11 protein-coding genes are annotated in these 12,892 nt (G+C 54.8%); 3 read left to right on the top strand and 8 right to left on the bottom strand.

From position 1 onward, the window contains the following. Nucleotides 1-669 precede the first annotated feature (669 nt). The 8 genes from RBB81_RS14050 to RBB81_RS14015 form a co-directional block, all read right to left on the bottom strand. The gene (locus RBB81_RS14050) at nt 670-804 is read right to left on the bottom strand and encodes a hypothetical protein (protein WP_257025479.1); all 135 of its coding nucleotides are present in this window, start codon (nt 802-804) and stop codon (nt 670-672) included. 560 nt (nt 805-1,364) lie between these two features. Then, nucleotides 1,365-1,826, bottom strand: a complete 462-nt coding sequence (locus tag RBB81_RS14045) for a c-type cytochrome (RefSeq protein WP_353071069.1) — start codon at nt 1,824-1,826, stop codon at nt 1,365-1,367. Between the two features lie 79 nt (nt 1,827-1,905). Then, nucleotides 1,906-2,271, bottom strand: a complete 366-nt coding sequence (locus RBB81_RS14040) for a cupredoxin domain-containing protein (protein ID WP_353071068.1) — start codon at nt 2,269-2,271, stop codon at nt 1,906-1,908. A 22-nt stretch (nt 2,272-2,293) separates the two neighbouring features. After that, complete coding sequence (locus RBB81_RS14035; RefSeq protein WP_353071067.1) at nt 2,294-3,772, bottom strand: DUF1501 domain-containing protein; 1,479 nt, start codon at nt 3,770-3,772, stop codon at nt 2,294-2,296. 67 nt (nt 3,773-3,839) lie between these two features. After that, nucleotides 3,840-7,022 carry a PSD1 and planctomycete cytochrome C domain-containing protein gene (locus RBB81_RS14030; protein ID WP_353071066.1) on the bottom strand — a complete coding sequence of 1,061 codons (3,183 nt, stop codon included), beginning with the start codon at nt 7,020-7,022 and terminating at the stop codon, nt 3,840-3,842. A 74-nt stretch (nt 7,023-7,096) separates the two neighbouring features. Then, entirely contained in the window at nt 7,097-8,020 is a 924-nt protein-coding gene (locus tag RBB81_RS14025) for an ABC transporter ATP-binding protein (RefSeq protein ID WP_183788665.1), read from the bottom strand. Further along, a complete protein-coding gene (locus tag RBB81_RS14020) occupies nt 8,005-8,865 on the bottom strand; it encodes an ABC transporter permease (RefSeq protein WP_179582654.1) in 861 nt (286 codons plus the stop codon). The genes RBB81_RS14025 and RBB81_RS14020 overlap by 16 nt, the downstream gene beginning before the upstream one ends. Nucleotides 8,866-8,871: 6 nt before the next feature. Then, on the bottom strand, nt 8,872-9,957 hold the full coding sequence (locus RBB81_RS14015; RefSeq protein WP_179582652.1) for a putative urea ABC transporter substrate-binding protein: 1,086 nt from the start codon (nt 9,955-9,957) through the stop codon (nt 8,872-8,874). Between the two features lie 365 nt (nt 9,958-10,322). On the opposite strand from RBB81_RS14015, the gene RBB81_RS14010 reads away from it, so the two are divergent. The 3 genes from RBB81_RS14010 to RBB81_RS14000 are packed head-to-tail and all read left to right on the top strand — an operon-like array spanning nt 10,323 to nt 12,877. After that, nucleotides 10,323-11,366 (top strand): hypothetical protein, encoded by a 1,044-nt coding sequence (locus tag RBB81_RS14010; protein WP_353071065.1) that lies wholly within the window; start codon nt 10,323-10,325, stop codon nt 11,364-11,366. 60 nt (nt 11,367-11,426) lie between these two features. After that, nucleotides 11,427-12,140, top strand: coding sequence for an urea amidolyase associated protein UAAP1 (locus RBB81_RS14005; protein WP_218892345.1), 714 nt, complete (start codon nt 11,427-11,429; stop codon nt 12,138-12,140). A 47-nt stretch (nt 12,141-12,187) separates the two neighbouring features. After that, on the top strand, nt 12,188-12,877 hold the full coding sequence (locus RBB81_RS14000) for an urea amidolyase associated protein UAAP2 (protein ID WP_179582646.1): 690 nt from the start codon (nt 12,188-12,190) through the stop codon (nt 12,875-12,877). The last annotated feature ends 15 nt before the right edge of the window (nt 12,878-12,892 follow it).

Genomic DNA, 12,892 nt, shown 5'->3' with positions numbered 1-12,892 from the left:
TTGAGATTGGAACGGTCAAGCAAGCAAGACCTCTGCTCAACACCATAAGCACCTTGTTCGAAGCCATGTCCGCTAAACACTCACTCAAGTGCGATACGGCTGCGGCGATTCGGGCTCACGCGCCACCCGACGGACAGCTAAAGGTCCAGCCCCTAACTACCACACCAACACACACCATCATGGCACACCAATGCTGTGTACACCCGGCCAACACAGCGCCCCTTAGAGTAAACAGACGCGCCACTGACAAGAAATATAGGGGAAGGAGGAGTAGGAATGACTCTTGCAAAACATCTTCGGCGCAACGGATGCAAGCGGGGAAGGTGCCGCCAACTGCTCCGTGGTCAACTCATTTAAGTTCAACGGGTTCGACCCGGAACCCTACTATCGCGTCCCGGGTCAGACCGCGGCCATCCAATAAGCAAAATCAACGAGCTGCCGTCATGGAATGCCTCGCTCGACACCCCCACGACAACCCTACCAATTCGTCTCCACATCACGCTACGTGGAGACATAACTCTACCAGCCCTCATAAGAACGATCCATATCACAAACTTACAGTGCACCGGGTAGCAGATGCGATTTCATTTGAACGTAACTTCGGCTAACAAATCGTTGCTTGACAGAAGTCTTATTGTGCATGTAAATAGGTTTGCGTAAACCTTACAGTTAACGTATAAACTTCTTTGCCATTCCGCTGTCGTTCTTTTCAGGAGAAGCCTCTATCAACAGGGTCTTCCCGACTATTGGCGGGAAGATCATTGAAGGATTGCCGATATAGAGCGATATGTCGTCACCGTCCATCTAGGTTCTCATAATATAAAGCACTGGTTCTCTAATGCAGGATAAATGAACCACAATTCCTGGCATGCTAGAGCATTGAGTATCCTCTGAGGCTGTACGGCGTACTCAATGCGGACAACGTTCATCACGACTGCGCTTAAAACTCTACGTTCCTCGGAGAGATCGAATGCGATTAAAAGTCAGACAGCTCCGAAGCTCGATAGGCTCGAAGATTGCGGCCACTAGGAAGCATTCCTTTACAGGTTTCCACTCGGCACTAAGAATTGCGCGGGCGAGGGCACGGAACTCTAATCCTGCACCGTGTTAAAGGCGCTTCTGAAGCGGGAACGACGGAGTGACTCGTAACTGAGCACGAGAAGCGCTCGCCTTCGTGATCTAGAGATGCGAAGAGAGGTTGTCAAACATGGAGTTGTTTTTCTGCGGCTCCCTGCCACAACTCCTGGTTCTGAGATCTTCAAAGGCCGGCGTACGGCCTCCCTTCGTAGGCGGCCACTCCGGGTGTCAGCTAGAACGGCCTCAAGCCTGAGGCTGGAAAAGTCAAAGCTATTACATCGATATTTTTATATGTTTAGACCGAAATGGCTGTTTTCCCACGTTTCAATGGCCACCTCATCATTTCGCTGAACCGCCATATACGGCAGGCTCACCCAGGCTGCCTGCCCTCGGCAGGTTCCGAATATAAAGCACCATGCGCCACATATCCTCATCGGAAAAATCCTTGTCAGAGGCGGGCATACCCGAAGGAGCAATTCCGTTCTTGATAATCCACTCAGTTGTCCATCCGTATAAGACTGAATCTCGGCGCTGGCAAGCGAGGGGATGGGTGGAGAAACAGACGCAGCGAAAGGAACGCCCCTGTTCTGGCCGTCAAGCCCGTGGCAAACCATGCAGTACGAGGTAAAGCCCTGTTTGCCATCCTCAATATTCTCCGCACTTGCAGCCACCGGATTGGCGTCTTTTTTGCCCCCGATAGTGATATGCTTCGTCCAGTTGATAACCTTGGTCTCGGTTACGGACGGCATGCTGACACGGCATCCCGCAAGGCCAGTCGACAGTATCGAAAGCAGAATCAACGAAGAGAAGCGGCGTGATCTCATCTCACTATTGGATCACGTGCACCGTCATTGACATCGTCTTGTGTCCCGCACCGCAGTACACGCCGCAGTCGGCTTTGAAATCGCCCACCTGATCCGGAGTGAGGAGAACATCGTTAAACTCTCCAGCCTTCATCTTCGCATTCAGGTTGAGCGCGTTGATCCGGAGACTATGCAGGGAGTCGTCAGAGGTGAGGTGCAGCTTATACGTCTCGCCCTTGTGCAGCGTAATCTCTGCAGGTTCGTAGGCGAACTTCTTGGCGTGGATCTCGATGACCTTAGGCTCCGGATCCTGAGCACGCGAACTCGTTGTATTGGCAAAGAGAAAGATGACTGCAAGACCGCATGCAGCGGACCATTTCCTGGACTTCATGTGTTCCCTTTCGGTGGAGCAGTTAAGCAATGATGTCGTGGATCACATTTCCCGAGACGTCAGTCAGACGGAAGTCGCGGCCGCTGGAGCGGAACGTCAGCTTGGTGTGGTCGATGCCCATGAGATACAGAATCGTCGCATGGATATCATGGACATGGACAGGCTTATCAACGACCTTCCAGCCGAAGTCATCGGTGGCACCATAAGTCATGCCGCCTTTGATCCCGCCGCCCGCAAGCCACATGCTAAAACCATGCGGATTATGGTCGCGACCAGCGTGAGTTCCAGCCCCTCCAAGCTCAACCACCGGCGTACGACCGAACTCCGAGCCACAGACGATGATGGTCTCGTCGAAAAGACCACGCGCTTTGAGGTCCTTGACGAGCGCGGCGAAGGGCTGGTCCGAGTCCTTGGCGTTTTTGCGGTGAGACTGGATATCCTGGTGAGCATCCCACGGGTCGCCCATCGAGTAATAGACCTGCACCATGCGGACGCCGCGCTCAATCAAGCGGGCCGCAGTCAGGCAGCCACGTGCCGTTGAGCCCTCGCCATACATCTTGATCGTCGCCTCGCTCTCCTTGCGCACATCGAACACATCCGGCGCTTCGGTCTGCATGCGATAAGCAGTCTCCATTGAACCAATGGTGGCCTCAAGCTGCGGGTCCGCTGGTCCGTGGCCGTAAGTCTCAGTCTCGTTGAGTTCGTCAAGCTTCTTCACAAGATCCAGCTCGTGGCGCTGCTGCTTGATATCGAAGCCGTCGTTATGAATATTCGGAATGAGTTTGTAAGGATCGAAATCTTTCTGGCGAGTATCGGTGGTGACGTAGGTCGCCTGGTTGACGGCGGGAAGGAATCCCGAGCTCCAGAGCGGCGGACCTACGGTCGTGGGGACCTGCGGGCAAAGCACAACAAAACCGGGCAGGTTCTTGTTTTCGGTCCCCAGGCCATACGTAAGCCAGGAGCCCATCGAGGGGCGCCCGATGACATTTGCGCCAGTGTTCATCATAATAAGCGCGGGCTCGTGATTCGGGATCTCCGTAAAAACAGATCGAACAACGCAGATATCGTCGGCGCAGGCCCCGACGTTCGGGAAGAGCTCCGAAACCTGAAGCCCGCTCTTGCCATAACGCTTGAACTCGAACGGCGACTTCATCAGTGTGCCAGTCTTCCGTTCGTGGCCGAGATCACCTCCGGGCATCGGCTGGCCGTGGTACTTCTCGAGCATCGGCTTGTAGTCGAAGCTGTCGACGTGAGACAGGCCGCCATTCATGAACAGGAAGATGACGTGCTTTGCCTTGGGCTTGAAGTTGGGGTCGCGAAGCATCCAGGGATTGGTGGCGGTGGTTGTGGCGGCCGCGGCGCCTGGAGTGTTTGCATTGAGGATCTCAGCCTGGGCAAGCGATTCGCCGACCATACTAGCGAAACTCATCATGGCGAATCCGCCGCCGATACAACGGAGGGCGTCACGGCGATTGATCGGTTTTGGTTTCTCACAAGCCATTGGAGTGTCTCCTTTGTTCGTGGTTCCTGGAACCTGCCTGTAAAGGGTCAAAGAACCATCGGTACTGCTAATTCAAAAATTCAAATTCGTTCGAGTTGAAGAGTACACGCGAGTATTGCTTCCACGCGGTAAGTGGTTCTTGATTCACAAGGTAGCCGGGCTTCTCCGGAGTGTTCTTCAAGAAATCAAGTCCCGCCTGCAGTTCTGCCGGCGTTGGTGCTCGTCCGAAGAGCAAGCGATAGACCTCATTAATGCGTGCAGTGTCGTCTCCCCTGTCGTAGACACGCTCGGCCAGCTTTCCAGCTTGCGCGTAGATGAAGGAGTTATTCATAAAGTAAAGACGCTGCACCGGGACGTTGGTAGAGAAGCGCTGCTCTGCAGTAAACGTGGGGTTGGGAAAATCAAAGGCCTGCAGGAAAGGATCGATACGGAAACGGCTCACCTTGGCGTATACAGTGCGCCGATGGTTATCGATGCCTAGCTCCGTCGAAGGCCCACTCGACTCCTTAGTGTCTAGGTCGCCAGCGACGAAGAGTACGGAATCACGAAGCTGTTCGGCGTCGAGACGCTGCAGAGAAAAATGAGAGTAGAAGCGGTTGAGAGGGTCCGCGACATGCTCCTCCGGTGTCTCTTTGCTGCTCTGCTGATACACGGCCGAGAGCATGATCATGCGTTGAAGCTTCTTAAGCGACATGCCATTCTTCTGAAACTGAATCGCGAGATAGTCAAGGAGTTCTGGATCAGACGGTGGATCGCCAACCGCGCCGAAGTTGTCGGCTGTGTTGACGATGCCTGTGCCGAAGTGCCACTTCCAAACGCGGTTCATCCAAACCCGCGAGGCGATCGGACTCGCGACGATATCGTCTGCCAATTGCAGCCGGCCGCTGCCTTCTGTGTACGGCTTCTTGTCGGGCGAGCCAAGCACGGTGAGGAAGGCGCGAGGCGCAATATCACCGTGCGAGTGCGGGTTTCCACGAAGGTCCACAGCAATACTCACAGCCTGGGGTTTGTCGGCCATACCATGCGCAAAGGGGTAAATCTGACCGACCGACTTCACATAACCGCCATGGCTCCGCTCAGTCTGGAGCGTGGACAAATAAGCTTGTTCGGCTGGTCCGAGGCGACGGATCAGATCCCATCCGCGAAAGACGAAGAGGCCTGGCTCACCGCGCTCGTCGAAGACTCCTGTGCCTAACTGGCGCATGAAGAGGTCTTCGTAGAGGTTCGCCTTCTCCGGCGTCATTACCTTGAGCTCAAGCGTGCACCCTGGGCAGAACTGATCGTAGGTATCAAAGTCCGAGGGCTTAACATCCTTTTCGCGTTCGGTCGGAACCCCGGCTTTGGCCTTGATCTTGTCATTCTCGTCTTCAACCGCTTTGTTCTCGATCAGGAGATCGAGGATGCGCTGCTGGAAGGAGTCTCCAAGAAACTTGGCCTGGTCTTCCGTGCCGCCCTGGGCGATCATCAGCTGCCAGTCTTTGAGGTAAGGATAGAACGTTGGCTTCTTCGCCAGGAACTTGACCCAACGATCAAGCAACTCAGGATCCAGACGCGCCGCATCCGCAGCCTCCTCGATCTTTTTCTTGGGCTTTCCTGCCACCTGCCACGAAGCGACCATGTACGCAGAGGTCTGAGCCGCGAGTGCCTTGGCGAGTTCCGAGCTGACAGTCTTCGTATAGTCCTGGGCCGCTTTGTCCTTATCGTTTGCTTCCTTAAACTTCTCGCGCCAGAAATCGACCTCGGACTCAGGAACGAAGTTGTACTCCTTATAAGTAGAGCTCGCGAAGATTCCTCCGAGCGCGTAGTAGTCCTTGGCAAGGATTGGGTCGTATTTGTGGTCGTGACAACGAGCGCACGCAACGGTCAGACCAAGGAAGCCTCGTGTAACGGCGTCGATGCGCTCGTTACGTTCGTCAGCACGACCCTGAATCGGCTCGGCCTGATCCCAGATCCACGGCGCGCCGCCGAGGAAGCCTGTCGCCTTCAAGTCATCTGGCGTGGGCTGCTTGGACAGCAGATCTCCCGCGAGCTGCATCTTTACAAACCGGTCGTATGGGACGTCATCATTGACTGCTTTGATCACCCAGTCGCGGTAGACCCAAGCACCATCGAACGGCATGTAGCCCCGGCCACGCGGATCGAGGCCGCGAATGTCGTCATCCGCATATCTGGCGACGTCGAGCCAGTGGCGGCCCCATCGTTCGCCATAACGAGGAGAAGCAAGCAGACGGTCAACGACCTTGGCGTAGGCGTCGGGAGAAGGGTCCTTTTCAAACGCCACAATCTCTTCAGGGGTAGGTGGCAGGCCGGTCAAATCTAAAGTAGCGCGGCGAATGAGTGTTCGTTTATCCGCCATGGGGGCAGGTTTGAGCCCCTTTTCTTCGAGTTTGGCCAACACGAAGCGGTCGATGTCCGTCTTTGCCCACGACCTAAGCGCTGGATCTTTGATCACAGGTACGGGATAGTCCTTCAGCGGTTGGAATGACCAGAACTTGCGCATGTCGGGAGTGATCTGCTTACCGGCTATACGAACCGGAGCTGTGGTCTTGGGCCATGGCGCGCCCATCTTGACCCACTCCGCAAGTGTCTCGATATCTCCGGCTGAGAGCTTGCCGCCTTTCGGCATCTTGAGCGAACCGGTCTGGTGAACTGCCGTAAGCAGAAGGCTCTTCTCAGGATCGCCGGCCACAATCGCCGGGCCTGAGTCTCCTCCTTTGAGGAGCGCCTCGCGTGACGACAGACTAAGTCCGCCGGAGGTGCGCTCCTGGTGGCAGGATCCGCACTGCGTCGCAAGCACGGGACGCACTTTGTTCTCGAAGAAATCATCGCCGGGAGTGCTCTTCACCTGGGCCGCGGTGAGCAGGGCAACAACCGGCTTCGTTGGTTCTGCGCTGTCCCAAACGCCACCACGTCGAACCCACTCAACGATATTCGCGATATCGCCGTCAGGCAGCTTGTCACCCTTCGGAGGCATCTTGAGATCCCCGGTCTGACGGATCGCTTCAATCAGAAGGCTTTTTTCGGGGTCTCCCGGAACGATGGAAGGACCAGATTCGCCGCCCTTCAACACCCCCGCATGTGAGTCGAGATGTAGCCCACCGGCACCCTCGGAGGTATGGCACTTATAGCAATTCTGCGCCAGCACAGGGCGCACCTTTTGTGTGAAGAACTGCGTATTGTCTTCTTCTGAGGGCGTTGGGGCGATCGTCTTATCCGAGACCTTATTCAGGGTCTTTTCTTGACCGTGCATCCTGAAACTACCGATAGCAAAAAGGGCGACGAAAATGCACACGTCCGAGATCCGACCGCGAATCCAGAGGTTTTTCATAACGCGTCTTCTCCGTCAATGGGAAAAGCATCCGGGGAGGACGTCGTATGTTGGTCGCCTCGCGAGAACCGCTCTACATAGTCGACCAGATCGAGGAACTCCTGGCCATTCTTACGCAAACTCATTCCAGATGCCGGCAACTTTATATCGAGCGCTACTCGGGAGCCGCAGTGATCCTCTCGACCGGCGCGGGCGAGAACGATGAGTCGGCTGCCGAGGAAAAGCGCCTCCGCGGTATTGTGCGTCACGAAGACGACTGTCGGTTTCAGCTCATTCCACACCGAACGAAGCAGACGCTGGAGACTCGCGCGCGTAGCAGGGTCAAGTGCGCTGAAAGCCTCATCCATCAGCAGCACGCGCGATTTCATCATCAGGGACTGGGCAATCGCAACACGCTGCTGCATTCCGCCCGAAAGTTGATGAGGGTACTTGGCGGCGTCCGAAGCCTGGAGACCCATATGCTGTAGCTGACGAAGAGCCTCTTCTCGAACCTGTCTGCGGAACGCTCGAAAGCTGGGACGCAGTCGACCAAGAATATGGTACTTCGAGGTCTCCGGCCCCATCGCCAGATTGTTCAGAACCGTACGGTCCGGGAAGAGAGAATACTTCTGCGGAACGTATCCGGATCGTGCATCAACCCGCTCGACCGCGCTTCCGGAGACAGAGATACGGCCGCTGGTCGGCCGCTCTTGGCCGAGAATCATGCGCAGCAGGGTGCTCTTGCCACAGCCAGTCGCACCCAACAGAACAACAAACTCGCCCTCTTCAATCTCAAGATCAATGCCTTCAAGAACGGTTCTGCGGCTTCGTTTGCCAACCGCATACGAAACCGAAACGCCCTCAATGCGGATAGCGTTTGGTGCGCCGAGCGCCGTGACCGTCAGTTCGCCTATCTGAGGAGCATTCAAACTTGAAACCATGGATGCAGCCTCCTGTTCAGTACTCGCAATGAAAGATCGATCAGAAACAGCAGAAATGCAACCCAAAGGACATAAGGCAAAATGACGTCCATGCCCATATGTCGTCTCATGATTGCGATGCGGTAAGCGAGTCCGTCCGACGCCGCGATCATCTCACCGGCAAACAGAAAAAGCATCATCGGCTTCAGATTGAGACGGAGGCTGTTGATCACCTGCGGCAGCACCTGACGGAAAACCACGCGATAGGCGACATCGAAGTTGTTCGCATCTAGCGTGAACGCTTTGACGATCTGTTCCTGCGGGACAGCCTTCACCATCTGCGTCACATCGAGAATCATCGTTGGAGCGACTCCAATCACAATCAACGCAATCTTCGACCACTCGTCGATTCCAAAGACGATGAACAGAATCGGAAGCAGAGAAAGCGCGACGATCTTATCAAAGAAAAGAACAAAGCGAAGGAATCCAGCGCCAAACCAAGGGAAGAGACCAATATGGAGAGCGAGGAGCACAACCGGAATAAGAAGAAAGAGGCTAATAAAAAAGCGACGGCCGCTTGAGACAGTATCCTTCCATATCATCGAGTGATGAAATCGTTCCCACTTCGAAGCGTTGTCAGGGGCAACATAATCGTCTTCTTCCGCCGGCTCCAAGACAGAAGAGTGAATGCCCAGGGCGAGTTGACGCGCGTTCGGGACCACGCGGTCTTCAACATTTTCACGATGACGGCTGATCGATGTCTGCATATAAAGGCCAACGCAAACAAAGAACAACAAACAGGAGAGTCCCTGCGTCATCAGTCGGTTTGGCCTCGCCTGAATATCAAATGGAGAGAAGTTTGCCATAGGATGTTAGAGCTTTCCCTGTTGCGCAGCCTGCATATAGGCCGCATTGAATCTCAGACGTACTCGTTCTTTGTGGCCCTGGACAGAGCCGTCTGGATAAACGATGGCAACGTCGTCGACGGACTTGACGCCTTGACCAAGTAGTCCGTGTGCGAAGCAGAACTGGCGAACGAGTTCCATCTTTTGCTTGATATTTGGCCCGGTAGTGAAGTCGGCAGCAGACTTTGGTGTGGCAAAAAGCGAAGTAGTCCTGAGCTGCTCCTTATACGAGTCGATCGAGTCGCCGGACGCGGCGGCTGAAACCTTGATCGCCTGTGACTGCCCTGAGGCCAGCTGCTGCACCGTCTCGTACCAGGCCCCGCTAATCGCCTTGGCGAATCTCTGTCCGGATCCATCAGGGCGATTCAACACTTCGGTACGAACAACCAGCAGATCAAGGATTTCGCCGGGAATCTTCGAAGAATCGAAGATGGAGTGGACGCTCTTGTCAGCGAGAATCTGCGAAGCCAAAGGCTTCCACGTAACTACCGCAGGGTTCGACGTATTATTCATGAACGCCGGAACGATGTCCGAGTCCGAGGTGTTAATCAACCGAAGCTTGGAGAGTTGGGCCTGCTGACCGTTGAGCACCATCCCTCGCTCGAGTAAGTACTCGGACACTGTCTTTTGCACCAGCATAATGCGCTGGCCAGGGAGCTTATCAAATGTCAGCCCGTTACGGACTAGGACAGCGTCGTTCCCGTTAGAGTAGTCCCCAACGATGATAGCCGTGGAGTCCACGCCAGCGGCGGCCGGCATGTCCAATGCCTCCATATTAGTCATCGTGCAGGCGTCAATATTCTTTGCGACAAACGAGTCCAGAGACGCGGCATAGTCGAACCGTTGAACCTTGATGACTATCCCATACTTATCCGCCCACTTCTTCATAGTGCCGGACTTCTGCATGTAAAAGTAAGGATTCCAGCCCGCGTAGACCGACCACCCGACGGTGAAGGTCGGCGGCTCTGTTATCGCACTTGCAGGCAAACAACACCCGATTAGCAGAAAGACAGTAAAGACTAGGGCGAAAAAACGGTGCTTCGTCGTTTTCATTGGCTCCTGTACTTCGATAGTTCACTGACCTTTATGGTTCAGCTGCCCTCTTCTGGAGGTTAGGTTGGTCCCAACCACTAGATGCGTTTCCGAGTGATTTAACTGTTATGGAAGTACTGCGTAGTGGCTCTGAGTGACTCCGAGTGTAGTCCGAATCTCTCCGAAATCAACTGCCTATGGCAGCAGTCGATTGATGCGATAGAGAATTGCTATGGAAATAATTTTTCCTATGCGACGAATAGAGAAATCCCATGTCAAACAGAAAATCGATGAACCTTTGTTCTAGTAGAAGGAAGCCAATTCAATCAGAACCTGTTCCTCTCCTCATAAACCAGCGGGTGCTACGCGGAGTGTCTAGAACGATCATGACTTCAATCAATCATCGAAAAGCGAGAGGAGCCCGGTTTGCGATTGCGGCCAGTCTGATTGCCAGTCGAGCAATAGCGGGTATCTCCACACGGGGACAACAGGCAACTCCGCCGGCAGCCGCCCCGTCACGGCCACCGAACGTGGTTCGGACGGGGGTGACGACATCAGGCGTGGCTCGTCCACTCAGCGATCTCAAGCCGGAAACGATATATACCGTCGAAGGATCGCCCGACTGGTCCGTGGCGACGAAGGATGCTGTCTGGGTATCGAGCGCGCGCGTAAATCACGTTGTGCAATTACTTCCCTCGACCGGCAAACCCGGCCTTATCGCAACGGTGCAACGGCCCTGTTCCGGGCTTGCGTACGGCTGGGGATCGGTGTGGGTTCCAAGCTGCGGAACGCATCAACTCGTGCGACTCGATGAAGCCACCGGCAATGTGATAGCCGAGATTCCTGCAGACCCCGCAAACTCCGAAGGCGGTATCACGGTAGGGAATGAGTCCATATGGATGGTCGTAAAGCCAAGCATGTTGGTACGAGTTGACCCAAACACAAACACGGTCGTCTCAAACCTAGAGCTGCCGACAGCTTCGGAGAACCCAGCCTTTGGGGACGGGTTCGTCTGGATCTCCTCCTTTGGTCATGATCAACTGCTAAAGATCGACCCGAAGTTAAACAAAGTAATTGCAACGATCCCGGTCGGCCCAAAGCCACGCTTTCTTACGATTGGAGCAGGTTCGGTTTGGACGCTGAACCAGGGCGATGGAACCATCTCGCGGGTTGACATGAAGACTGACAAACTCGTCGCCACGATCGCATGCGGCATCCCCGGCGAGGGCGGCGAGATCACATTTGGCGCAGGTTCAGTATGGACGGCGTTGTTTGACTTTCCCCTCACCCAGGTAGACGCCACGAACAATCTCCCAGTTAGGCAATGGGCAGGCAAGGGCGGAGACGGCGTAAGGTTCGGCTTCGGTTCAGTGTGGCTTTCGAACTTGATGCAGGGCACCGTGTGGAGAATCTCCCCGGATCAAAAATGAAAGACCGCGCACACTTTTAAAGTAAGTGAAACGGCATAAATGCCGGGAAGGTTGGTTGGTTTGAGCTCTGAAGTTCTTTGGGAGGAGACGCTAAGCGGGTCCTCCACATGGTCGCACGTACTGAAGCGCGGAACCGCGCTGCGCATCACTGCCGGAGGCGACCACGCCAACGTAGGTGCAATATTTCTGAACGCCGATAACCCTTCAGAACGTCTGAATCTGCCAGATACCTTGAAGGCGCAGCATATTGCTCGGCTTACGACTGGTGCGGTGCTCTTCTCCGACATGGGTCGGATTCTCTGTTCAATCACGGACGACACTCTCGGTTGGCACGACCCATTAGGCGGGTGTTCCGACGCGACGCTGGTCGCTGAGAAGTATGGAGCTCTGACCTACCAGAAAGCACACAACGATTGGCACCAGAATGCTCTCGATGGCTTTTTGCTCGAGTTGGAAAAGTACGGCCTCAACCGTCGCGATCTGATGATGAACGTGAACTTCTTCAGCAAAGTCGAAGTGCAGGAGGACGGCAGCATGCAGTTCGTCGAAGGACACGCGAAGGACGGCAGCACGGTAGAGTTGCGGGCGGAGATGAACACTCTGGTAATCCTCAACACATGTCAGCATCCTATGGACTCCGATCGCGAATATAGACAGACGCCAGTCACTCTGACGTTGAAGCGAGTACCCGCGCCGGGAAGCGAGGATATCTGCCGCAAGTTCCGGCCCGAGAACGAGCGCGGCTTCCTCTTGACCGAGCGCTACTTCCAATAACCGCCTCCCAGGCGTAAATCAGTTTCCAGACGCAGGAGTAATTGAGGATGACAGAAGCAGTGATAACGAGAAGCCCACGAACTCCGACAGAGGCCATCTTTATGGTGGATATCGAGGCTGGGGCCTCATTTGTCCACGAGATCAAGCGTGGCCAATTCGTTCGTATCGTTGACATCGAAGGCAACCAGGCAGTGGATACGCTGTTCTACAACGCGCATGACTATGCTGACCGCTATAGCGCGCAGGACACAATCCGCGCGCAAGGCAACATCTATCTGACGACCGGAACGAAATTGATCTCAACCGCTCGTAATGTGCTCCTGACGATTGTGGCCGATACCTGCGGTCGGCACGATACGCTGGGCGGAGCCTGCTCTGCAGAGAGCAACATGGTCCGGTATGCGATCGAAAAGCGCTCCATGCATGCATGCCGCCAAAGCTTCCTGAAAGGCGCGATCCAATGGTCGGATAAGACCGGGCGCGATTTTGGGAAGCGGGATCTCACCGCAAATATCAACTTCTTCATGAACGTACCCGTAACTACTTCAGGCAAGTTAACCTTCGAAGATGGGGTTTCCAACGCCGGCAAGTATGTAGAACTGCAGGCAGAGACGGATACTCTTATCGTCATCTCGAACTGTCCCCAGTTGAACAATCCGTGTAATGCGTATAACCCCACGCCGGTAAGGTTGTTGATATGGGACGCCGCGACCAATGAATCTATGGATCAAAAGTAAAACTAGAGGAGTGGG

This window comes from Tunturibacter gelidoferens (genome assembly GCF_040358255.1).
Classification (GTDB): Bacteria; Acidobacteriota; Terriglobia; order Terriglobales; family Acidobacteriaceae; genus Edaphobacter; species Edaphobacter gelidiferens.
The sequence above is the reverse complement of the archived record's forward strand: the minus strand, read 5'-3'. Positions and strand labels throughout refer to the sequence as shown.

Excerpts from the sequence above, each read along its gene's own strand:
- RBB81_RS14030 (WP_353071066.1), bottom strand. The coding sequence starts at position 7,022 with ATGCACGGTCAAGAAAAGACCCTGAATAAGGTCTCGGATAAGACGATC.
- RBB81_RS14025 (WP_183788665.1), bottom strand. The coding sequence starts at position 8,020 with ATGGTTTCAAGTTTGAATGCTCCTCAGATAGGCGAACTGACGGTCACG.
- RBB81_RS14035 (WP_353071067.1), bottom strand. The coding sequence starts at position 3,772 with ATGGCTTGTGAGAAACCAAAACCGATCAATCGCCGTGACGCCCTCCGT.
- RBB81_RS14010 (WP_353071065.1), top strand. The coding sequence starts at position 10,323 with ATGACTTCAATCAATCATCGAAAAGCGAGAGGAGCCCGGTTTGCGATT.
- RBB81_RS14000 (WP_179582646.1), top strand. The coding sequence starts at position 12,188 with ATGACAGAAGCAGTGATAACGAGAAGCCCACGAACTCCGACAGAGGCC.
- RBB81_RS14045 (WP_353071069.1), bottom strand. The coding sequence starts at position 1,826 with ATGCCGTCCGTAACCGAGACCAAGGTTATCAACTGGACGAAGCATATC.
- RBB81_RS14050 (WP_257025479.1), bottom strand. The coding sequence starts at position 804 with ATGGACGGTGACGACATATCGCTCTATATCGGCAATCCTTCAATGATC.
- RBB81_RS14015 (WP_179582652.1), bottom strand. The coding sequence starts at position 9,957 with ATGAAAACGACGAAGCACCGTTTTTTCGCCCTAGTCTTTACTGTCTTT.
- RBB81_RS14020 (WP_179582654.1), bottom strand. The coding sequence starts at position 8,865 with ATGGCAAACTTCTCTCCATTTGATATTCAGGCGAGGCCAAACCGACTG.
- RBB81_RS14040 (WP_353071068.1), bottom strand. The coding sequence starts at position 2,271 with ATGAAGTCCAGGAAATGGTCCGCTGCATGCGGTCTTGCAGTCATCTTT.